Raw genomic sequence first — 20,558 nt, 5'->3', positions numbered from 1 at the left:
GTCTTGAGCCAGCTGTTTTCGCCGATCTCGTTCGGCCCCCTGACCCTGTCCAACCGCATCGTCATCGCGCCGATGTGCCAGTACTCCGCCGAAGATGGCCGCGCCAGCGACTGGCACGCCATGCACCTGGGCAACCTGGCGCAATCCGGCGCCGGCCTGCTGATCCTGGAAGCCACCGCAGTCGAGCCGCGTGGCCGCATCAGCTGGGCCGACCTGGGCCTTTGGGATGACGGCACCGAGGCCGCGTTGGCACAGGTATTGGCCAGCGTCCGCCGCTGGTCGCCGATGCCGCTGGGCATCCAGCTTGGCCATGCCGGTCGCAAGGCGTCGGTGAACCGCCCTTGGGACGGCGGTGGTCAACTGCCAGCCGACGACACGCGTGGCTGGATCACCGTGGCGCCGTCGCCGCTGCCGTTCCATGCTGCCGATCCGGCGCCGCAGGAACTGGACGAGGCCGGCATCGCCGAGCTCGTTGCTGCCTTCGCCGCCAGTGCGGTGCGCGCCGAGCGCCTGGGCTTCGAGCTGATCGAGCTGCATGCCGCGCACGGCTACCTGCTGCACCAGTTCCTGTCGCCGCTGAGCAACCGCCGCACCGATGGCTACGGTGGCTCATTGCCGAACCGCCTGCGCCTGCTCGTGGAAGTATTCGACGCCGTGCGTGCGGCGGTATCGGACAAGGTCGCCGTGGGCGTGCGCATCTCCGCCAGCGACTGGGTCGATGGCGGCTGGGATCTGGTGCAGAGCGAAGCGCTGGCCCAGGTGCTGGACGCGCGCGGCTGCAACTTCCTGCACGTTTCCAGCGGTGGCCTGGACGAGCGCCAGAAGATCACCGTCGGCCCGGGCTACCAGGTGCCGTTCGCAGCAGCGATCAAGGCCAAGGTGCGCATGCCGGTGATCGCGGTGGGCATGATCACCGAACCGGAGCAGGCCGAATCGATCCTGCGCCATCGCCACGCCGATGCGGTAGCGCTGGCACGCGGCATCCTCTACGACCCGCGCTGGCCGTGGCACGCTGCTGCCGCATTGCGCGACAGCGTGGAGCCGGCGCCGCAGTACCTGCGCTGCGAGCCGCGCGAGGCGCGTGGCGTGTTCAAGACGCGCTGAGGCTCACACCCGCCAAGCCGGCGCGATGCCGGCCTGAAGGTGATCGAACAGCGCGCGGATCTTGGCGGTGAAATCGCGGCGGTCGCTGACGCAGAAGTAGACCTCCATCGGTTCCGGGCGCCACGCGGTGTCGGCGCCGAACACCGCCTGCAGGCGGCCATCGCGCAGGTACGGCTCGGCCACGAAGGCGGCCAGCCGGGTGATGCCGGCACCGGCCGCCGCCAGCGTCGCCAGCGCATCGATGTCATCGCAGACCATGCTCGGTGGCAGCGCGGCGTCCACGCGCTGGCCGTCCTTCAGCAGGCCCCAGCGCAATGGCCGGCCATCGGTGGGGAAGCGGTGCAGCAGCCCGCGATGACCGCCCAGCTCGGATGGCTGTTGCGGGGTGCCGCGTGCCTTCAGGTAGGCCGGCGAGGCGCAGAACACGAACGGAACACGCGCCAGCTGCCGCGCCACCACCCCGTCCTCCAGCTGGGCCCCGATGCGGATGCTGGCATCCACCGCTTCCGGGCCATGCTGCACGGCGCGGTCGGTCAGGCGCAGCTCCAGCTGCAGTTGCGGGTAGCGCTGCTGCAGCGAAGGCAGCAACGGCGCCAGCACATGGCGGCCGAACGCACTGCTGCTGGCGATGCGCAGCGGCCCGGCCGGTTCGATGTCACCGGCGGTGACCATCGCCTGCGCGCGCGCCAGGTCGGCTTCGATGTGGCGCACCTGCGCCAGGTACAGCGCGCCGGCCTCGCTGAGGGCCAGCTGCCGCGTGCTGCGGTTCAGCAGCCGTACGCCCAGATGGGCCTCCAGCCGGTTGATGTTCTGGCCGACCGCGGTGGCGCTGATGCCAAGGATGCGGGCCGCGGCGGCAATGCTGCCGGTCTCTGCGGTGCGGGTGAAGCTGCGGATCAGTTGCAACAGGTTCATGACCGACCAGCTTGCCACGGGAAGATCAAAGTATCGCTTGGTACTGAACCAAGCAGGTCGGTTGCACCCGTGATCATCCGGCCGCTGGGCAGGGCGCTGCCCTACACTGTGGCGATGCGCCCCGATTCCATTCTTACCCTGTCCTGCCCCGACCGTACCGGCATCGTCTATCGCGTGTCCGGCCTGCTGTTCGACCACGGCTGCAACATCCTCGACGCCCAGCAGTTCGGCGACGAGGAAAGCGGCCGCTTCTTCCTGCGCGTGCATTTCGATCGCGATGCCGGCCTGCCGCTGGAGACCGTGCACGCCGCGATGGCCACGCTCGCCCAGGACTTCGGCATGGACTGGCAGCTGCACGATGGCCGCCGCCGCGCACGCCTGCTGGTGCTGGTCAGCAAACAGGGGCATTGCCTCAACGACCTGCTGTTCCGCGCCCACAGCGGCCAGCTGAAGGTCGACATTGCGGCGGTGGCGTCCAACCACGCCGACTTCGCGCCATTGGCCGCCTCCTACCAGGTGCCGTTCCACCACCTGCCGGTGACCGCCGATACGCGCGCGGTGCAGGAGCAGCAGATCATCGACCTGGTCGAGCGTGAGCGCATCGACCTGGTGGTGCTGGCGCGCTACATGCAGATCCTGTCACCCACGCTGTGCCGCGCGCTGGCCGGCCGTGCGATCAACATCCACCACAGCTTCCTGCCCAGCTTCAAGGGCGCGCAGCCGTACCACCAGGCGCACGCGCGCGGGGTCAAGATCATCGGTGCCACCGCGCACTACGTCACCGAGGACCTGGACGAAGGCCCGATCATCGAACAGGACGTGGCCCGCGTTGACCATGCGATGGCGCCGCGCGAACTGGTGCGGCTGGGCAGTGATACCGAATCGCTGGTGCTGGCGCGTGCGGTGCGCCGCCATGTGGAACACCGCATCCTGCTCAATGGGCATCGCACGGTGGTGTTCCGGTAATCGCCCATCCCGCGTCCGCCGGGCATGGCCCGGCGCTACCCATGGGCGCGATCCGGTAGCGCCGGGCCATGCCCGGCGGTCGCGCGTCAGGCGAGCGTAATCCCCGCCTTGCCCAGCGCCTCGCGTACCATCGTATCGTTGGCCTCGGTCACCGGCCGGGTCAGCTCCCACAGGAACTTCACCTTGAAGCCGGACTTCACCGCGTCCTGCGCGCTCCACAGCACGCAGTAATCGCGGGCCAGGCCGCACACGTGCACTTCGCGGATACGGCGCTCATGCAGCCAGCCGGCCAGGCCGGTGGCCGGGCGCTCGCCATCGGGACCGTGGTTCTCGCGGAAGGCGCTGTACGAATCCACCTGTTGGCGCGTGCCCTTGCGCAGGATCAGGTCGGCCATGGCCCAGTCCACGTCCGGGTGCAGAGCGGCGCCATCGCTGCCCTGCACGCAATGGTCGGGCCACAGGGTCTGCGGCTGCGCGTGCAGCAGGATGGTCTCGAACGGGCGTTGGCCGGGGTGCTGGCTGGCGAACGAGGCGTGATCGGCCGGGTGCCAGTCCTGGGTGGCCACCACCGTGCGGTAGCGGCGCTGCGCCAGCAGTCCGGCAATCGGTGCCACCAGCGCATCACCCTGGTCGCAGGCCAGCGCGCCGCCCGGCATGAAGTCCGGCTGCAGGTCGATCACCAGCAGGGCGACGTCGGCGGGCAGGGCGGTCATGGCAGATCCACTACAAGAGAAGGGGCGACCAGCGTGGCCGCCCCTCGCTCACACGTCAATCGCCCTGCGGCGTCCCAGCGTCCTGCCCGTAGTACAGCAGGCCGATTTTGATCCGCTCGCGGCCGTTCTCGCGACGGTGGCGGTTGGCATCGCGCAGCGAATACACGCAGCCGCAGTACTCCTGCTGGTAGAACTGCTCGCGCTTGCTGATCTCGATCATGCGGCTGGCACCGCCGCCCTTGCGCCAGTTGTAGTCCCAGTACTGCAGGCCTTCGTAGCGCGAGGCGGCGCGGATGCCGCAATCGTTGATCTGCGCCATGTTCTTCCAGCGCGAGATGCCCAGCGACGAACTGATGGTGTCGTAGCCGTGCTCGTGCGCGTACAGCGCAGTGCGTTCGAAACGCATGTCGAAGCACATCGTGCAGCGGATGCCGCGTTCGGGCTCGTTCTCCATGCCACGCGCACGGCTGAACCAGTTGTCGGTGTCGTAGTCGCAGTCGATGAAGGGAATGCCATGCTGCTCGGCGAAGCGGATGTTTTCCTGCTTGCGCAGTTCGTATTCCTTCACCGGATGGATGTTGGGGTTGTAGAAGAAGATCGCGTAGTCGATCCCGGAGGCGGTGATCGCCTCCATTACCTCGCCGGAGCAGGGCGCGCAGCATGAATGCAGCAGCAGGCGCTTGCCGTTGGCAGGCAGGGTCAGGGTGGGGCGTTGGAACTCGGTCATCGTCAGGTACCGCATGGACCGCCGGCAACGGCGGTGGCCCATGCATCTGTGCGTGGGTGGACAGGGCTGGCCGGATACCGTGAAAAGGACGCACGCGGCCGCACTGCCCGCACGCGCAGGTCAGCGACGGCCCCGGCACCCTCCCCGCGGAGAGTCCAGGTCGAGTCAGGGGACGGTCGTGTCCCCCGGCCGGGGCCGGTATTCGGGCTGATGGACACGGGCCGCAGCCCACCTACTACCTGCCGCTTCCCAGGCGCGAGCCCAGTGCTGTTGGCAGGATTCGTTTCCATTCACCGCTGCGGGGCAGCTCCGGAATGGGCGCGCCAGGCGCCTTCACCGGATTCCCGTTCAAATCCCTGTCGCCATCAACGCTGCGGCGGGGATACCTTCGGCGTGCCCACGGTGGACGCGTCGAGGGCAATGGTCAAGGGTCAATGAAAGCTCGGGGCTCTGGTCCGTTTCTCAGGCCGTGAGAGCGCCGCTTGCCATACTGGGCATCGACAGACGGGAGGTGGCTCGTGGCGGCGAAGTACTGCGATCTGGTCATGAAAGGCGGCATCACCAGCGGCATCGTGTACCCCAATGCGGTACTGGCGCTGGCGCGCGAGTATCGCTTCAAGAGCATCGGCGGTACCTCGGCCGGCGCCATTGCTGCGGCGGTGGCGGCTGCGGCGGCATGCGGCGATCGTCGCCAGCAGGCCGGCGAGCACCTGCCCAGTGATGCCGGTTATGGGGGGCTGTCGGCGGTGTCGGCGCAGCTGTCGCGGCGCGGGTTCATCTACAGCCTGTTCCAACCGGCGCGGGGCGCGCGTGCGGCCTATCGGCTGCTGGTGGTGCTGACCGGCAATGCGGGCCTGCCACACAAGCTGCTGTGCCTGGCGGTGGCGGTATTCGAGATCGCGCCGCTGGAAGTGCTGGTGTCGCTGGCGCTGCTGCTGGGCCTGGGCGGGTGGGGCGGCGGCTGGAGCGGTGTGGCCGCCACGCTGCTGCCGTCGCTGCTGTGCGCCTACGGTGCCGGTGTGGCCGGTGCCGTGCTGCGCGTGGCCCGCGTGGCACGGCGCAACCTGCTGGGCCTGTGCAGTGGCCTCGGCCGCGATGCACGCAAACCGGCGTTGACCGAGTGGCTGCATGAGTGCCTGCAGCAGTTGTCAGGCAAGCCACTTGATGCACCGCTGACCTTCGCCGACCTGCACGACGCACCGCGCTATGCCGGCGAGCCGGACAGCCCGCACGCGATCAGCCTGCAGATGATCACCACCTGCGTCTCGCACAACGAGCCGCGTACGCTGCCACTGGGCGGCGCGCAGTTCTGGTTCCTGCGCGAAGAGTTCGAGCAGTTGTTCCCGGCCAGCGTGGTGCAGTGGCTGGTGGATCAGGCTGGCCCGCCGCTGGACGTGGAGGGGCGGCAGTACTACCACCTGCCGCAGGGCCCGGAGCTGCCGGTGCTGGTGGCCACACGCATGAGCCTGAGCTTCCCGTTGCTGATCAGCGCGGTGCCGCTGCACGAACCCTCGCGCCGCGAGCGCCGCTGCGAACCCACCGCGCCGGCGGCCGACCCCGAGCACAACGTGGCCGACAGCATGGAAGGGCTGACCAGCGCCGGGCAGGCTTGCGGTCCGGTGATCACTGCCTTCCGCATCTGCTGGTTCTCCGATGGTGGCATCAGCAGCAACTTCCCGATCCATCTGTTCGACGCCGCATTGCCGCGCTGGCCGACCTTCGCCATCAACCTGGTCTACCCGCAGCACGCCGAAGACGTGAGCCAGGGCAGCGGTAGCCGGCAGGCACTGGAGCATGCCGTGTTCCTGCCCACCGAGAACCGCCACGGCTGGCAACGGCATTACCAGTCCATTGCCACGCCGCTGGCCGCAGCCGAGCTGGGGCGTTTCCTGTTCGCGGTGGTGGCGACCATGCAGAACTGGCGCGACCTGCTGCAGGCGCGCGCGCCGGGTTATCGCGACCGCATCGTGCATGTGAGCCTGCAGGGCGACGAAGGTGGCATGAACCTGGACATGCCGCAGGAGGTGCTGACCCGCATCGCCGACAAGGGCAGCCTGGCCGGTGCGCGGTTCTGTTCGTTCTCGTTCGAGAACCACTACTGGATCCGCTGGCGCAACCTGGCCTCGGCCTACCAACGGTACACGCTGGAAGTGGCCCGTACCGACGACCCGGCGCAGCAGGTACTGGCCTATCGCGCGGCGTACTCGATGGTCGCTCGCGGCGAACCGACACCGCCGTCGTACAAGCTGGGCTCGGAAGACAAGCGTCGCGGCTCGCAGCAGCTGTGGGCGCAGATGGTCGAGCAGGGCCGAACCTGGGAGGACCTGGGCCCTGACCTGACCGACGGCGCACCGCGTCCGCTGCCGCAGATGAAGGTGACGCCGATCTACTGAGCGCGATCGATACAATCGTGCTTCATGCTGCAAGGAGCTGTGGATGTCTGCCCGCCAGGAACTGTTGGATCTGCTTGAACGCCTTGATGCCCGCGACCCGGAGCACCTGCCGGTGGTGCCACTGGCCGCGTACTTCGAAGGCAATGATTTCGAAGAATGCATCGCGCCCAACCAATGGGGTTTCGGCCGTCCGCCGATTGCCGAGCTGTACGCGCGCCTGGCCGCGATTGCCGAAAAGCCCGAGGTGGAAGGCGTGTATGTAGGCCTGCACCAGGACTGGAGCAGCGCATTGGAAGACGACAGCGAATGGCCTGCCGCAGAGAACGTGCACGTGCTCACCCGCGCCGACGTCGAGACCGTGGAAGGCTGGCTGCAGGGTCTGGAATGCGACGGTGTGGGTGAAGGCTGGCCCTACGGCCAGCACATCGACGCCCCCGTACCCTCGCAAGGCCACCGCGTGCTGACCGTGTATTGGGATTAGTAGATCCACGCCACGCGTGGATGCATTTCGCGCACGGCCAGAGCGTGCCCACCAAGGTGGGCACCTACCCGTTGCTTCAGTCGAGCATGGCTCGACTCTACAGGGGTGCAGGGCGCAGCCCTGCCGAACCAACCCTACCGCCCCGGCAACTGCGCGAACGCGCGCTGCATGCAGTCCTCGCGCGGGCACACCCGGCACCCCGGGCCGATCGACACCGAATTGCCCGGGCTCTGCACATCCAGCCCCAGCGAATACACCAGCCGCTCGGCATGCTGCAGATCGCAGCCCAGCGCCACCGCGAAGGTCTTGCGGGGCTGGCCATGACCGACCGGACCACTGCTGACTTGCCGTGCCAGCCAGAAATGCCGTCGCCCATCGGGCATGCGCGCGGTCTGCGTAAGGATGCGCCCGGGCTGGTTGAACGCCTCGTAGACGATCCACAGCGGGCACGAACCACCCACCTGCGAGAAGTGGAAGTCGGTGGCCGAATGGCGCTTGGACACATTGCCCGCGCGGTCCACGCGGATGAAGAAGAACGGCAGCCCGGGCGCGCTGCGCCGTGCCAGCGTGCTCAGCCGATGGCAGACCGCTTCGAAGCCGACGCCGAACTGGTGTGCCAGCAGTTCGATGTCGTAGCTGCTGGCCTCGGCCGCACGCAGGAAGCGCATGTACGGCATCACCAGGGCGCCAGCGAAATAGTTCGACAGACCGATGCGGGCCTGAGCGATGCGTGCCTCATCGGTGAAGCCGGCACGTGCCACCACCGCATCGATCTGCGGCAGGTAGCCGTGCAGGGCCAGCTCGGCGGCCATCTGGAATGCCTGCTGGCCTGGCTCCAGGTAGTCCGGCAACCACAGCCGCCGTGCTTCGGCATCGTACTGGCGCTTCTCGCGCCCGGCCTGCAGCGCGGCCACTTCCACCAGCACGCCGTGGCGGTCGGCCAGCAGCTGGCGCAGGCGTGGTGCCACGTGCCCGGGCGACAGCCCCCACTCGGCGAACAGACGCTCGGCCAGCTCGTCCAGTTCGGGAATGTGGTTGTGCATGCGGTTGAAGAACTCACGCACCTGGTCGCCTGCGGGCAGGATGCTGCCGGCGCCGGGTTCGCCCAGCTGGAACTCCAGGGCGGCGGCATGCTCACGCAGCGCCAGGTGGCGGCGGTGCAGATCCAGCAGGGCGCGGCTGACCTGCGGCAGGTTGCCGGCCAAGGCGCGCAGCTCGGTCGCGCTGACCTCCGCCAGGCCCAGGTCGCGCAGGGTTTCGCCCAGCGCTTCCTGCAGCGCGGCAGGCTCATCTTCGTCGAATAGTGAGGAAACGTCGCCCAATACTTCGCCCAGCTTCTTCTGAACGGCCGGGGTGAGTGGGCGCTTGTTGCGCTCGATCTGGTTCAGGTAACTGGCCGACAGGCCCAAGGCGCGGGCCAGATCCACCTGGCTGTAGCCGCGCTGCTCGCGCAGCCGCAGCAAGCGAAGGCCAAGCTGCCGCTGGCTGGATGAATAATTCACAAAATTAACATGAATCGTCTGGCGTGTTGGCCAGATTAAGCGGATTCAGGCCGGAAATCGAGGTGGCTGCTGTGAATAATGCCAAGCATCTTTCGAGCCCGTGGGATTGTCGTCATGACTGTTGAAGCGCCCCGTATCCGCATGCTGATCGATGGCCAGTTCATCGAATCGGCCACCTCCCACTGGCAGGACGTGATCAATCCGGCCACCCAGGACGTGCTGGCCAAGGTGCCTTTCGCCACCACCGCAGAAGTGGACGCCGCCGTCGCCGCCGCCAAGGAAGCCTTCAAGACCTGGCGCAAGACCCCGATCGGCACCCGCGCGCGCATCTTCCTGAAGTACCAGCAGCTGATCCGCGAGAACATGAGCGAGCTGGCCCACATCCTCACCGCCGAACAGGGCAAGACCCTGCCCGACGCCGAAGGCGATGTGTTCCGCGGCCTGGAAGTGGTCGAGCATGCGGCCGCGATCGGCAACCTGCAGCTGGGTGAGTTGGCCAACAACGTGGCCAATGGCGTGGATACCTACACGATCATGCAGCCGCTGGGCGTGTGCGCTGGCATCACCCCGTTCAACTTCCCGGCGATGATTCCGCTGTGGATGTTCCCGATGGCGATCGCCACCGGCAACACCTTCATCCTCAAGCCGTCCGAGCAGGACCCGATGGTCACCATGCGCCTGGTCGAGCTTGCCCTGGAAGCCGGCATTCCGAAGGGCGTGCTGAACGTCGTCCACGGCGGCGAGGAAGTGGTCAACGCGATCTGCGACCACCCGGACATCAAGGCCGTGTCGTTCGTCGGTTCCACCCGCGTCGGCACCCACGTTTACAACCGTGCCTCGCTGGCCGGCAAGCGCGTGCAGTGCATGATGGGCGCCAAGAACCACGCCGTGGTGCTGCCGGACGCCAACAAGGAACAGACCCTCAACGCGATGGTCGGCGCCGCCTTCGGTGCGGCCGGCCAGCGCTGCATGGCCGCCTCCACCCTGCTGCTGGTCGGTGAAGCGCGCAACTGGGTGCAGGATCTGGTTGAAAAGGCCAAGACCCTGAAGGTCAGTGCCGGCACCGTGGCCGGCACCGACGTCGGCCCGGTCATCTCCTGCAGCGCCCGCAAGCGTGTGGAAGGCCTGATCGCCTCGGGCGTGGAGCAGGGTGCCAAGCTGGTGCTGGATGGCCGCAAGCCGCAGGTCGATGGCTTCGAGAAGGGCAACTTCGTCGGTCCGACCATCTTTGCCGGTGTCACCACCGACATGCGCATCTACCAGGAAGAAATCTTCGGGCCGGTGCTGGTCATCCTCGAAGCAGAGACGCTGGAAGACGCCATCGCGATGGTCAACAGCAACCCGAACGGCAACGGCACCGCACTGTTCACCCAGTCCGGCGCTGCCGCGCGCAAGTTCCAGGAAGACATCGACGTCGGCCAGGTCGGCATCAACGTGCCGATCCCGGTGCCGGTGCCGCTGTTCTCGTTCACCGGTTCGCGCGCCTCCAAGCTGGGCGACCTGGGCCCGTACGGCAAGCAGGTGGTGCTGTTCTACACCCAGACCAAGACGGTCACCGCGCGCTGGTTCGATGACGAGACGCTGAGCCACGGCGTCAACACCACGATCAGCCTGAAGTAACGGCAGGAGCAGCCATGAGCCACTCGATGACGACGGAACTGGACGAAGCACAGCAGGCGTACCGCGAGGCAGCGCGCGACTTCGCACAGGCCGAACTGGCGCCACACGCCGCGCGATGGGATGCGGAGGGCATCTTTCCGCGCGAGGCGATCACCAAGGCCGGTGAACTGGGCTTCTGCGGTCTGTACATGGACCCGGAAGTGGGCGGCAGCGGCCTGAGCCGACTGGACGCCGCCGTCGTCATCGAGGAGCTCGCCAGCGTCGATCCGTCGACTGCGGCCTACATCAGCATCCACAACATGGCCTCGTGGATGGTGTCCACGTGGGGCCAGCCAGCACTGCGCGATGCCTGGGGCACTGACCTGTCCTCGGGCAACAAGCTGGCCTCGTACTGCCTGACCGAACCGGGTGCCGGCTCCGATGCGGCCTCGCTGAAGACCACCGCCGTGCGCGACGGCGATCATTACGTGCTGAACGGCTCGAAGGCCTTCATCTCCGGCGCCGGTGCCACCGAACTGCTGGTGGTGATGGCACGTACCGGCGGTGCCGGTGCTGGCGGCGTCAGCGCCATTGCCGTGCCGTCGGACCTGCCGGGCATCAGCTTCGGCCGCAAGGAAGAGAAGATGGGCTGGAACAGCCAGCCCACCCGCGGCATCACCTTCGAAAACGTCCGCGTACCGGTCAGCCACCTTCTGGGAGAGGAAGGCGGCGGCTTCAAGCTGGCGATGAAGGGGCTTGATGGTGGCCGCATCAACATTGCCGCCTGCTCGCTGGGTGCCGCGCAGGGCGCGCTGGATGCCGCGCGCCGCTACATGGGCGAGCGCCGCCAGTTCGGCAAGGCGCTGGCCGAGTTCCAGGCGCTGCAGTTCAAGCTGGCCGACATGGTCACCCAACTGGTGGCCGCGCGGCAGATGGTGCACACCGCCGCACGCAAGCTCGATGCCGGGGCCAGCGATGCCAACGTGTGGTGCGCGATGGCCAAGCGCTTCGCCACCGATGCCGGTTTCAACGTCTGCAATGAAGCGCTGCAGATCCACGGTGGCTACGGCTACATCCGCGAGTACCCGATCGAGCGCCTGCTGCGTGACTGCCGCGTGCACCAGATCCTGGAAGGCACCAATGAGATCATGCGGGTGATCGTTGCCCGTCACCTGCTCAACACCGAAGAGGAACTGCGATGAAGGATTGGCGTACCCAGGAGCACGTGGGCCTGAAGGTCGAGGCCGACGGCCATACCGCCGTGGTCACCCTGAACAACCCGCCGGCGCACACCTGGACCGTGCACAGCCTGTCGGCGCTGCGCGACCTGGTGGGCGCGCTCAACGCAGACCGCGACATCTACGCGTTGGTGATTACCGGTAACGGCGAGAAGTTCTTCTCCGCCGGTGCCGACCTCAACCAGTTCGCCTCCGGCGACAAGGCCGCTGCGCGCGAGGCCGCGCGTCGCTTCGGTGAAGCCTTCGAAGCGCTGTCCGGGTTCCGTGGCGTGTCGATCGCCGCCATCAACGGCTACGCCATGGGCGGTGGCCTGGAATGCGCACTGGCCTGCGACCTGCGCATCATCGAAGACCACGCCCAGGTGGCGCTGCCGGAGGCCACCGTCGGCCTGCTGCCGTGTGCCGGTGGCACCCAGAACCTGCCGCGCCTGGTGGGCGAGGGCTGGGCCAAGCGTATGATCCTGCTGGGCGAGCGCATCAATGCCGAGACCGCACTGCGCATTGGCCTGGCCGAAGAAAAGGTCGGCAAGGGCGAAGCCAAGGCACTGGCACTGGAATGGGCGAAGAAGGCCGGCAAGCAGAGCCCGACCAGCATCGCCGCCTGCAAGACGCTGGTACAGGCCACCCGCGCCGGCACCCACGCCTCGGCGCTGGTGGCCGAGCGCGAAGCCTTCGTCGACCTGTTCGACACCGCCGACCAGGTCGAGGGCGTAACCGCCTTCCTGGAAAAGCGCACCGCGCAGTGGAAGAACGCATGAGCATCGACACCGCTGCCGACGACGCACCGGTGCTGTTCGAAGAGCGCGTGGCCGGTAACGGCGTGCGCATCGGCCTCGCCACGCTCAACGCGCCGCGCACGCTCAATGGCTTCTCGCTGCCGATGGCACACCTGCTGCTGGAGCAGTTGAACGCTTGGGCCGACGACGACGGCATCGCCATGGTGGTGCTGCAGGGTGCTGGCGAAAAGGCGTTCTGCGCTGGCGGCGACCTGCACAGCCTGTACAAGGCCATGGTCGCCTTCCGTGAGGACGGCCGCAGCGACATCCGCGAGAACGACTACGCCGCCGAGTTCTTCGACGTTGAATACCGCGTCGATTACCTCATCCACACCTACGCCAAGCCGATCCTGTGCTGGGGCCACGGTATCGTGATGGGCGGCGGCATCGGCCTGATGTCCGGCGCCAGCCACCGTGTGGTCAGCGAGCGCTCCAGGCTGGCCTTCCCGGAAATCACCGTCGGCCTGTTCCCTGATGTCGGTGGCAGCTGGCTGCTGCCGCGCGTGCCGGGCAAGGGCGGGCTGTTCCTGGCGCTGACCGGCGCGCTGCTCAACCCGGGCGATGCCATCTACGCTGGCCTGGCCGATGTACATGTGCCCGAAGAGCGCCGCAGTGCGGTGTTCGATGCGCTGCTGCAGGTGGCCTGGTCCAGTGACTCCGCACACAACCACGAACGCCTGACCCATCTGCTGCAGGCGCATGCCAGCGATGCCGCCACCGGTCCGCTGTTGGCCAATGCGGCGCAGGTCGATGCGTTGTGCGAAGGCGATGACCTGCAGGCCATCGTTGCGCGCATTGCCGGCCTGCAGACCGATGATGCGTGGTTGCAGGCGGCACAGAAGACCCTTGCTGCCGGTGCGCCGGGTTCGGCGCGGCTGGCCTTCGAGCTTCAGCGTCGCAGCGCCGGCCAGGATCTGGCCGCGATCTACCGCCTGGAGTACATCGTCGCCCTGCATTGCGCCGCCCACGGCGATTTCGCCGAAGGCATCCGCGCGCTGCTGATCGACAAGGATCGCAATCCGCAGTGGAACCCGGCCACCCTGGCCGGGGCCACCGGCGCGTGGGCCGACACCTTCTTTGCTTCCCCCTGGGCCGCTGCCGCGCATCCGCTGGCCGACCTGGGCACTCCCCTTGTTGAAAGGAGCCTTGCATGAGCCGCATTGCATTCATCGGGTTGGGCAACATGGGTGGCCCGATGGCCGCCAATCTGGTCAAGAACGGCCACAGCGTGCGCGTGTTCGATCTGGTTCCGGCCGCGGTCCAGGCCGCCGTCGATGCCGGTGCCAGCGCGGCGTCGTCGGCACGCGACACCCTGGCCGATGCGGAAGTCGTGATCTCGATGCTGCCGGCCAGCCGCCACGTCGAAGGCGTCTACCTGGGCGATGACGGCATCCTGGCCGCGATCCCGGATGGCGCACTGGTCATCGACTGCAGCACGATCGCACCGGCCAGCGCGCGCAAGGTGTCAGAGGCCGCCGCCGCACGTGGCCTGCAGATGATCGATGCACCGGTCTCCGGTGGTACCGCAGGCGCCCAGGCCGGCACGCTGACCTTCATCGTCGGTGGCGAAGAGGACGCGCTGGAGCGTGCCCGTCCGGTGCTGCAGGCGATGGGCAAAAACATCTTCCACGTGGGCGCCAGCGGCGCCGGCCAGGTCGCCAAGCTGTGCAACAACATGGCGCTGGGCGTGATCATGGCGGTGACCGGTGAAGCCATTGCGCTGGGCGTGGCACACGGGCTGGACCCGAAGGTGCTGTCGCAGATGATGGCGGTCAGCACCGGCCGCAGCTGGGCCACCGAAGTGTGCAACCCGTGGCCGGGCGTGCTGGAAAACGCGCCTGCGTCGCGCGGTTACAGCGGTGGCTTCGGCAGCGATCTGATGCTGAAGGACATGGGCCTGGCAGTGGAAGCAGCGATGAGTGTCGGCGCCTCGATCCCGCTGGGCGAAGTGGCCCGCAACCTGTACTCGATGAACCACCAGGCCGGCCGCGGCAAGCTGGATTTCTCCAGCGTCGTGCAGCTCATCACGAGCGAGAAGTAAGGCTTGGATATGTAGAGCCGAGCCCGTGCTCGGCTGCTTTTCCGCCGGATGTTCCCGCGCCGGACGGATCAGCCGAGCAGGGGCTCGGCTCTACAGAAGCGAATGCGTCCCCGGCTGCGCGCCGGGGCCCACCCGAGGTGGGATGGGCGGATGTTCGGTTTCGACCGGCATCCGCCCATTTTTTTGCTCTTCACGTTGGTAGTGCCGGCCGCTGGCCGGCAGCACCCCATCAGGCAACGATCAGCGTCACGTCGATGTTGCCGCGGGTGGCATTCGAGTACGGGCACACGATGTGCGCCTTCTGCACCAGCTCTTCCACCTGCTCGCGCGGCACGCCGGGCACGTTGATGGTCAGCTCGGCTTCGATGCCGAAGCCGGTCGGGATCTGGCCGATGCCGACCTTGCCGGTCACGGTGGTGTCGGCCGGCAGCGCGACCTTGGCCTGGCCGGCCACGAACTTCAGCGCACCCAGGAAGCAGGCAGAGTAACCGGCCGCGAACAGCTGCTCCGGGTTGGTACCCGGGCCACCGGCGCCGCCCAGCTCGCGCGGGGTCGACAGCTGGATGTCCAGCACGTTGTCGGAGGAGACGGAACGGCCTTCACGGCCGCCGGTGGAGGTGGCCTGGGCGGTGTACAGAACCTTTTCGATGGACATCGGGATGCTCCTGGTCAGTGGGTGGGTGGTGCGATGGAGACTACTTTGCCCGCTTTCCGCGTACGTTGGGTTGCAGAACGTACTAAAAAATTGATCGATCGTCCTGCGGGCCTAGATCGTCCACTCGCGGTCGGTGGTGAACATGATGGTCAACCAGCGGTCCGGCGAAGCCTCGCCCAGCGCATCGCCGATCTCATCACGCAGCTGGTCCCATTCCACCAGCGGCCGCGGTGGGTCGTTTTCCGGCACCACGAAGAACAGCTCGATCTGCTCGCCTCGCCCCACCTGGGCCACGTAGCTGCGGTGCTCGACGAAGCCGTGCTTGGCGACGATGTCGCGCGCCACCGCATCCACGTGCGCCTGCAGCTCCGGCGGGGTGACCAGCAGGATGCCGGCCAGCGCCCGGCGCACGGTGCCGAGCGGGGCGATCATCACCAGCACGCAGACGAAGGCAAGGATGGCCGGGTCGATGTACGGCCCGACCCAGGCCCAGGACGTGCCCTGCACCAGCACGCCGCCGAGGAAGGCCAGCAGGTAGCAGGCCGACATGCTGGCCGCGATCACCCAGTTCTTCGCATCCAGTGCGATGAACTCCGAGCCGATGCGGCGGTTGGCGCGCAGGATGAACCATGCCAGTGCGCCTTCGCCGACGATGGACAGCCCGGCGAAGGCGATGGCCGGGCCCAGCGCAATGTGGCGGCCCCCGGACATCATTGCATCTACCCCATTGACCAGGGCATACAGTGCCGCACCGATCATCAGCGTGCCGCTGACCCCCAGCACGATCGGCTCAAGGTGCCAGAAACCCATGGTGAAGCGCTGGTTGAGCCTCGACTGCAACGCATCGGTCTGGGTGGACAGCGCGATCAGGCGTGCCACCAGCAGCGACAGCCAGGTCATCACCACGTCGATCAGGCCGTAGATGCCATCGAAGATGATAAGCGAGGAATTGGCCAGCAGGCCGAATACCACTGCGGCGGCGGCCAGCAGCAGCGAGGCGGCGATCGACAGGCGCAGCACGCCCTGTTCGGTGGCGGGGTCGAAGAACTGCGGGCGGTGGGTGGCCATGGCCCGATTGTAGAGCGGCGGCATGCCTCGCTGCCTTCCGCTGTCTGGCATCGTCGCAGAACGTTGAGGACATCGACGAGAGGCCCAGCGAGCGTGACCGCGAATGCGTCGCCCAGGGCCTGGCCAACATGGTCATCGAATTCCTCGGCCGCATGCGGGATATGCAGCGTTACGATGCCGGTGACACGCAGGTCTACCGCGTGCGTTGGCAGGTGTTCCTTGCCTCGGCCGGCCATCTGGGTGCGGTGTTCGATTACCAGCACGTGACGCCGAAGGTACAGATTGATCTGCGCGACGCCCACCTGTGAGACCTGACCGCCGCGGCCGCGCTGGAACGCGCGCAGGAATAGCTGGCCGCACATGGGGCGAAGGTGACGGTGGTGGGGCTGAATGCTGCCAGCCAGACGTTGATCGAGCAGGTGGGCGGCGCGCGCGGCGGGTACTGAGGCGGCAGTGTTTCAATGCCTGCGTCGGTTCTGGGGCCGGCTAAGCTTCCAGAATTTTCCTGAATCGGCTTCTCAGTGAGGTAGCGCCATTACAGATGGAGAGTCCATATGTGGCCAACGCCTTGGCAGATTCGGTGTCAGCCTTTGCCTGCCACGGGCAGCGAGCAGGGCCCTGCCGACGCGCGTGATCGAACTGAAGTGTGCCGGCGTCGTGTCAGCCTGAATGGCCGCGACCGTCAGAGCTTCACAGATGAAATCGATGTCCTGGAACTTTGAGAAAATGGAAGGGCACTCTCTATCAATAGAGCATCCACCTCAGTCCTGAGCAGATCAGCGTCCTTTTCAACGGCTATCCAATGGTCGCTGTTGCCTGGGGGAGCGGCCTGCATCTCACGTCGCAGTCGGTTTCGCTGAGATTGGTGGTCCAATCCATGCAACGCCGCGGGATGAAGCGGGCGAGCACACACATCGATGAAACTCTCGTGGCATCTCGTAAAAGTTGCTCCACTTCGGACAAATCCTGCGTCCTTCAAGGATGCGTAGACGATGCTCAGGGCGCGCTTTGTGATAGCGGTCATGAGGCGAGCATCAGGAGGGAGGATGATTGCAGGCGAGGCCTCTCAGACTGGGTAAGCCGGTGCGAGGCAATGAGTGTGTCGACTTGGCTGGGAGCGGTAACTGGCATTGACGTCAGTAGCTGTCGCTATCAACAAAAGTTGTTGTTTGGCCGTCGTTCCCTGGTTCGCAAAACCCGAAAGACGTCGGATCGCATGATGCAGATTGCAGCTTTTCTCATTGCCAATCTTCTGAGTATGGAAGCAGGCTGGAGACACGCGATTCTGTGTTCAAGGAAGCAGCATCCATGAAATCGAATTTTTCGGTGTCATTCAAATGTCTGTTGGCTTTTGCGCTTGCGCTTGGTTCGACGACATGGCCGGGAGTGATGGCGTTGGACCGCCTTGCGGTTGCCGTCGATCGGACCACGCGCTACAGCGCCGGAACTGACGAAGCGAACGAAGTCGTTCGATGGCTGGACGCACGCAAGGATGTCCACCAGCGGACGCTTGCACTTGGGACACTGACCATTCGCCATCGCTGTAGGGGGGAGCGGGATTCACCTCGGACGCCAGCCATCCGCGCCCTTTTCCATCATGGTGCTTCCGGAGAGAAGATCACTATTACCAACGATCTTCCAGGATGCGCACGCGAGACGTGGACGTTCGCATGGACCGGAGATGGCCAGGACGCCTACTGGAAGCAGACCGCCTATGGATGGCGGGTACTGACCACTTAGGGAAAGCTCCGGACGGACTTATCTGTCGTCAAAGCGTCGACGCGATCAAACCGGATCGACTACACCTCGAGGCCCACTACCTCGAAGCGTGGGCACGCTCCGGGGCGCAAGACCTCGCATTTGCGACAATCCTCGACGCACCTCAACCAACGCCCTCGTCGGCCTCAAGCCGACGAGGGGTGAGCAAGGCAATGGCACTCACGGGCCAGTTGGCCCGCTCTCTTACGCCATCATGGCCCGCGGGCCGTGATGCTGGGTCTGCTGGTCGATCTTCTGCTGCTCGCGCTGCTGATCGCTCACCTGCAATGCCCGCTCGCTGTTCTCCTGCACGCTCTGGCGCATCGCGTCAGCGGTCGATACCGGCGCGGTATTGCGGTTCAACGCGCTTTCGTCGTGCAGCGCATTGGCCTGCACCGCGCGCGCCATCGAGCCATCCTGGTTCAGCTCAACGCGATCAACCCGGTACAGGCCGGCACGCGCAGCTTCCACGGTGAGGGCAGCGGCCAGCTTCTCGCTGTGCTCGCCGGAGGGCAGGCCACGCGCTTCCTCGGCGAACTTCACCTGCACCAGGGTCTCGGTGTACAGCCAGTTCTGCGGGCTGCGCGGGTCGGACATCGGGTACACCGTCTCGCGTGCAGGCTCGGCCGCTGCCTGCTGTTCCGGGGTGTTGCCCTGCGCCTGCGCACGCTGCTGCACTTCATTGGCCAGCGCCTGGCGGGTTTCCGCATCGGCAATGCCGGTCGCAGGCAGGCCATGCTGCTGCTGGAAAGCATTGATCGCATGGCGGCTGCCACCGCCCAGATAGCCGTCGCTGCCGATGGCCTGGCCCTTGGCGTCGGTCAGCCCCAGCGCGGCCAGGTTGCCCTGCAGTTCGCGCGCGTCGCGGTCGATCGCGGCCAGCGTGGCTGGCCCGGCCTTGCCGTCCACCGGGTCCAGGTTGTGTGCGCGCTGGAAGTCTTCCACCGCCTTGCGGGTGGTGGCATCGAAGCGCCGGTCCGGATTCAGTGTCTGCTGGCCGTCAGCACTGGCATAGCCCAGCGTGACCAGGTTGCTTTCCAGCTTCAGCACGTCACGGCCGCTGGACCCTTCCTTCAACGTCTGCGAACCGGCCTGCTGGCGCGGTGCGCCGATCTGGTCCAGCGCCACCTTGATGTCCGCATCGTTGTGCTCACCGGCGGGCGAGTAGTCGCGGCTGCTGACCTTGGCATGGGCGCGGTCCATTGCGTCCTTGTTGTTGGCGTAGGCATTTTCGTAGCGCACGGCGATGTCGCCGGCCTTGGGCGCGTCGAAGTACTGGTAGGTCTCGCGGATCTGCCCGGCCTTCGCGCGCAGCGCCTCGTAGTCACCGCCTTCTTCCAGCACCTTCTGCAGCTTGGGCAGCTGGCTGGGCAACTGGTTGGCGGTCTTGGCGATCAGGCTGATCGCTTCGAAGCGGTTTTCCTCGGCGATGCCGCTGCCGTGTGCGTCCACCATCGCCATGCCGATCCGGGTGGCGTTGCGCACCTGCGGGTAGTCGATGTTCGCGTGGATCCACTGCTTGCCCTCGGCCGAACCGGCCCAGGCGTTGATGCTGTCGCGCGTGTTGGTATCGATGAACTGGATCGAGCTGCGCCCGCTCAGGCCATTGCCGTGGCTGAGCAGGTCGCGGCGCAGGTCGGCGTGGTCCTGGGTGAAGGGCAGGTTGTGCGCCTTGGCATAGGTGCTGGCCTGATCGATCACGGCGTCGACATAGGTCGTCTCGCCCGCCTTCAGTGCGTGGCCGTCGATGGCGCCCAGCGCCCACTCGCCGCGCTGGCCGAAGTCGACCTGGATCGCGCCCAGGCTGTAACCGCTGTTCTGCGCGACTTTGTTCACCGTGCCCCAGTGCGGTTCGGTCACGCCCTGGGTGATGCCGGCGATGGCCAGATGGTAGGAGGCGGGGCCACCTTCGGTACCACGGCCGACGGCGAAATACACGGCGCCGGAGGTGGCATCGAGATCATGGGTATCGATGTTGGTTGGCATGTCTTACATCCTTGTGCAGTCAGAGGGTCTGCCCCTCAAGGGTCAGTCCAGCAGCTGCAGATACTTCTGCAGCTGGTCGGCACGCGCGCTCAGGCGCATCACATCGTTCAGCTCGCCCTGCAGGTTGCCGGGCTGCGAATCGTCGTACAGCGCGGTATCCAGTTCGCCATCGCGGCTGCGCGACTGCAGCCACGCGCGCTGGGCATTCACCAGCTTGGTCTTCTTTGCGCCAGTCAGCTTTGCCTGCAGCTGGCGGTAGGCCTGGTTCAGGCGCTGGTCTTGGCGTGCGCTTTCCGAGGTCAGGCAGGCGGCCTGCTCGATCGCACCCTGTGCCTTGTCACGGCAGGTGGTGAAGGTCGGGCTCAGCCCGGTGGCAGCCGGTGCTGCGGTTGCCGTGCCGATGGCCAGTACGGCGACCGCCAGCGCGGTGGCGAGGGTCCTGCTCAAACGCTTGTGCTGCATCATCTGCTCCACACGTCCAATCCATTGCGAGCGACGGACTATAACGGCGTCAATATTTCGTCGTCGTCAACGAATCGCGACAACTGTGACCGGTTGCCCGTCATTGTGGGGTGGCGCCGCCCGGCTTGCGGACGGCCCTCGGGCCCGGGCGCCCCAGCGCTGTCCGGGCGCCAG

Annotated in this window: 19 protein-coding genes and 1 riboswitch; of the genes, 11 read left to right on the top strand and 8 right to left on the bottom strand. The window is 66.6% G+C overall.

Translation table 11 applies throughout. From position 1 onward, the window contains the following. The first annotated feature begins 3 nt into the window (after positions 1 to 3). Positions 4 to 1,104, top strand: a complete 1,101-nt coding sequence (locus AC5P65_RS15030; RefSeq protein ID WP_111097700.1) for an NADH:flavin oxidoreductase/NADH oxidase — start codon at positions 4 to 6, stop codon at positions 1,102 to 1,104. 3 nt (positions 1,105 to 1,107) lie between these two features. Here the strand turns inward: AC5P65_RS15030 and AC5P65_RS15025 are convergent, their stop codons facing one another. Next, positions 1,108 to 2,019 (bottom strand): LysR family transcriptional regulator, encoded by a 912-nt coding sequence (locus AC5P65_RS15025; protein ID WP_021203759.1) that lies wholly within the window; start codon positions 2,017 to 2,019, stop codon positions 1,108 to 1,110. Positions 2,020 to 2,133: 114 nt separating this feature from the next. Here AC5P65_RS15025 and purU point away from each other — a divergent pair, with 114 nt between their 5' ends. Next, complete coding sequence (gene purU / locus AC5P65_RS15020; protein ID WP_026347242.1) at positions 2,134 to 2,985, top strand: formyltetrahydrofolate deformylase; 852 nt, start codon at positions 2,134 to 2,136, stop codon at positions 2,983 to 2,985. An 86-nt stretch (positions 2,986 to 3,071) separates the two neighbouring features. Here the strand turns inward: purU and pncA are convergent, their stop codons facing one another. Next, positions 3,072 to 3,698, bottom strand: a complete 627-nt coding sequence (gene pncA / locus AC5P65_RS15015; protein ID WP_111097699.1) for a bifunctional nicotinamidase/pyrazinamidase — start codon at positions 3,696 to 3,698, stop codon at positions 3,072 to 3,074. A 55-nt stretch (positions 3,699 to 3,753) separates the two neighbouring features. Continuing rightward, positions 3,754 to 4,440: an epoxyqueuosine reductase QueH gene (locus tag AC5P65_RS15010; RefSeq protein WP_019661858.1), complete on the bottom strand. Its 687-nt coding sequence runs from the start codon at positions 4,438 to 4,440 to the stop codon at positions 3,754 to 3,756. Between the two features lie 161 nt (positions 4,441 to 4,601). After that, positions 4,602 to 4,816, bottom strand: a riboswitch (cobalamin riboswitch). Between the two features lie 127 nt (positions 4,817 to 4,943). Here AC5P65_RS15010 and AC5P65_RS15005 point away from each other — a divergent pair. Both AC5P65_RS15005 and AC5P65_RS15000 read left to right on the top strand, forming a co-directional pair. Then, the gene (locus AC5P65_RS15005) at positions 4,944 to 6,818 is read left to right on the top strand and encodes a patatin-like phospholipase family protein (protein ID WP_164144442.1); all 1,875 of its coding nucleotides are present in this window, start codon (positions 4,944 to 4,946) and stop codon (positions 6,816 to 6,818) included. A gap of 43 nt (positions 6,819 to 6,861) precedes the next feature. Next, positions 6,862 to 7,299: a YfbO family protein gene (locus AC5P65_RS15000; protein WP_111097697.1), complete on the top strand. Its 438-nt coding sequence runs from the start codon at positions 6,862 to 6,864 to the stop codon at positions 7,297 to 7,299. Between the two features lie 134 nt (positions 7,300 to 7,433). Here the strand turns inward: AC5P65_RS15000 and AC5P65_RS14995 are convergent, their stop codons facing one another. Continuing rightward, positions 7,434 to 8,801, bottom strand: coding sequence for a helix-turn-helix domain-containing protein (locus AC5P65_RS14995; RefSeq protein ID WP_019661852.1), 1,368 nt, complete (start codon positions 8,799 to 8,801; stop codon positions 7,434 to 7,436). A gap of 114 nt (positions 8,802 to 8,915) precedes the next feature. Between AC5P65_RS14995 and AC5P65_RS14990 the strand changes: the two genes are divergently transcribed. The 5 genes from AC5P65_RS14990 to mmsB are packed head-to-tail and all read left to right on the top strand — an operon-like array spanning position 8,916 to position 14,455. Continuing rightward, a complete protein-coding gene (locus AC5P65_RS14990) occupies positions 8,916 to 10,421 on the top strand; it encodes a CoA-acylating methylmalonate-semialdehyde dehydrogenase (protein WP_495215682.1) in 1,506 nt (501 codons plus the stop codon). 14 nt (positions 10,422 to 10,435) lie between these two features. After that, positions 10,436 to 11,602 carry an acyl-CoA dehydrogenase family protein gene (locus AC5P65_RS14985; protein WP_111097695.1) on the top strand — a complete coding sequence of 389 codons (1,167 nt, stop codon included), beginning with the start codon at positions 10,436 to 10,438 and terminating at the stop codon, positions 11,600 to 11,602. Further along, the gene (locus AC5P65_RS14980; RefSeq protein ID WP_111097694.1) at positions 11,599 to 12,396 is read left to right on the top strand and encodes an enoyl-CoA hydratase; all 798 of its coding nucleotides are present in this window, start codon (positions 11,599 to 11,601) and stop codon (positions 12,394 to 12,396) included. The genes AC5P65_RS14985 and AC5P65_RS14980 overlap by 4 nt, the downstream gene beginning before the upstream one ends. After that, a complete protein-coding gene (locus tag AC5P65_RS14975) occupies positions 12,393 to 13,568 on the top strand; it encodes an enoyl-CoA hydratase/isomerase family protein (protein WP_111101766.1) in 1,176 nt (391 codons plus the stop codon). Before AC5P65_RS14980 ends, AC5P65_RS14975 begins: the two co-directional genes overlap by 4 nt. Continuing rightward, a complete protein-coding gene (mmsB, locus tag AC5P65_RS14970; RefSeq protein ID WP_021203766.1) occupies positions 13,565 to 14,455 on the top strand; it encodes a 3-hydroxyisobutyrate dehydrogenase in 891 nt (296 codons plus the stop codon). The genes AC5P65_RS14975 and mmsB overlap by 4 nt, the downstream gene beginning before the upstream one ends. A gap of 229 nt (positions 14,456 to 14,684) precedes the next feature. On the opposite strand, the gene AC5P65_RS14965 is transcribed toward mmsB, so the two are convergent. Together AC5P65_RS14965 and AC5P65_RS14960 are read right to left on the bottom strand one after the other, a co-directional pair. Next, on the bottom strand, positions 14,685 to 15,110 hold the full coding sequence (locus AC5P65_RS14965) for an organic hydroperoxide resistance protein (RefSeq protein ID WP_004153735.1): 426 nt from the start codon (positions 15,108 to 15,110) through the stop codon (positions 14,685 to 14,687). A gap of 111 nt (positions 15,111 to 15,221) precedes the next feature. Next, entirely contained in the window at positions 15,222 to 16,202 is a 981-nt protein-coding gene (locus AC5P65_RS14960; RefSeq protein WP_111101767.1) for a cation diffusion facilitator family transporter, read from the bottom strand. 104 nt (positions 16,203 to 16,306) lie between these two features. Between AC5P65_RS14960 and AC5P65_RS14955 the strand changes: the two genes are divergently transcribed. Together AC5P65_RS14955 and AC5P65_RS14950 are read left to right on the top strand one after the other, a co-directional pair. Next, a complete protein-coding gene (locus AC5P65_RS14955) occupies positions 16,307 to 16,486 on the top strand; it encodes a hypothetical protein (protein WP_021203768.1) in 180 nt (59 codons plus the stop codon). Positions 16,487 to 17,486: 1,000 nt separating this feature from the next. Then, the gene (locus AC5P65_RS14950) at positions 17,487 to 17,918 is read left to right on the top strand and encodes a hypothetical protein (RefSeq protein WP_146256770.1); all 432 of its coding nucleotides are present in this window, start codon (positions 17,487 to 17,489) and stop codon (positions 17,916 to 17,918) included. A 222-nt stretch (positions 17,919 to 18,140) separates the two neighbouring features. On the opposite strand, the gene AC5P65_RS14945 is transcribed toward AC5P65_RS14950, so the two are convergent. Beyond that, positions 18,141 to 19,922, bottom strand: a complete 1,782-nt coding sequence (locus tag AC5P65_RS14945) for a peptidoglycan-binding domain-containing protein (protein WP_021203769.1) — start codon at positions 19,920 to 19,922, stop codon at positions 18,141 to 18,143. 42 nt (positions 19,923 to 19,964) lie between these two features. Next, positions 19,965 to 20,384, bottom strand: a complete 420-nt coding sequence (locus AC5P65_RS14940) for a lysozyme inhibitor LprI family protein (protein ID WP_024956209.1) — start codon at positions 20,382 to 20,384, stop codon at positions 19,965 to 19,967. Positions 20,385 to 20,558 lie beyond the last annotated feature (174 nt).

It is taken from the genome of Stenotrophomonas sp. YJH_SMC_48-3, assembly GCF_059369375.1.
The sequence above is the reverse complement of the archived record's forward strand: the minus strand, read 5'-3'. Positions and strand labels throughout refer to the sequence as shown.

Excerpts from the sequence above, each read along its gene's own strand:
- AC5P65_RS15025 (WP_021203759.1), bottom strand. The coding sequence starts at position 2,019 with ATGAACCTGTTGCAACTGATCCGCAGCTTCACCCGCACCGCAGAGACC.
- purU (WP_026347242.1), top strand. The coding sequence starts at position 2,134 with ATGCGCCCCGATTCCATTCTTACCCTGTCCTGCCCCGACCGTACCGGC.
- pncA (WP_111097699.1), bottom strand. The coding sequence starts at position 3,698 with ATGACCGCCCTGCCCGCCGACGTCGCCCTGCTGGTGATCGACCTGCAG.
- AC5P65_RS15010 (WP_019661858.1), bottom strand. The coding sequence starts at position 4,440 with ATGCGGTACCTGACGATGACCGAGTTCCAACGCCCCACCCTGACCCTG.
- AC5P65_RS15000 (WP_111097697.1), top strand. The coding sequence starts at position 6,862 with ATGTCTGCCCGCCAGGAACTGTTGGATCTGCTTGAACGCCTTGATGCC.
- AC5P65_RS14990 (WP_495215682.1), top strand. The coding sequence starts at position 8,916 with ATGACTGTTGAAGCGCCCCGTATCCGCATGCTGATCGATGGCCAGTTC.
- AC5P65_RS14985 (WP_111097695.1), top strand. The coding sequence starts at position 10,436 with ATGAGCCACTCGATGACGACGGAACTGGACGAAGCACAGCAGGCGTAC.
- AC5P65_RS14980 (WP_111097694.1), top strand. The coding sequence starts at position 11,599 with ATGAAGGATTGGCGTACCCAGGAGCACGTGGGCCTGAAGGTCGAGGCC.
- AC5P65_RS14975 (WP_111101766.1), top strand. The coding sequence starts at position 12,393 with ATGAGCATCGACACCGCTGCCGACGACGCACCGGTGCTGTTCGAAGAG.
- mmsB (WP_021203766.1), top strand. The coding sequence starts at position 13,565 with ATGAGCCGCATTGCATTCATCGGGTTGGGCAACATGGGTGGCCCGATG.
- AC5P65_RS14965 (WP_004153735.1), bottom strand. The coding sequence starts at position 15,110 with ATGTCCATCGAAAAGGTTCTGTACACCGCCCAGGCCACCTCCACCGGC.
- AC5P65_RS14960 (WP_111101767.1), bottom strand. The coding sequence starts at position 16,202 with ATGCCGCCGCTCTACAATCGGGCCATGGCCACCCACCGCCCGCAGTTC.
- AC5P65_RS14955 (WP_021203768.1), top strand. The coding sequence starts at position 16,307 with ATGGTCATCGAATTCCTCGGCCGCATGCGGGATATGCAGCGTTACGAT.
- AC5P65_RS14950 (WP_146256770.1), top strand. The coding sequence starts at position 17,487 with ATGAAATCGAATTTTTCGGTGTCATTCAAATGTCTGTTGGCTTTTGCG.
- AC5P65_RS14945 (WP_021203769.1), bottom strand. The coding sequence starts at position 19,922 with ATGCCAACCAACATCGATACCCATGATCTCGATGCCACCTCCGGCGCC.
- AC5P65_RS14940 (WP_024956209.1), bottom strand. The coding sequence starts at position 20,384 with ATGCAGCACAAGCGTTTGAGCAGGACCCTCGCCACCGCGCTGGCGGTC.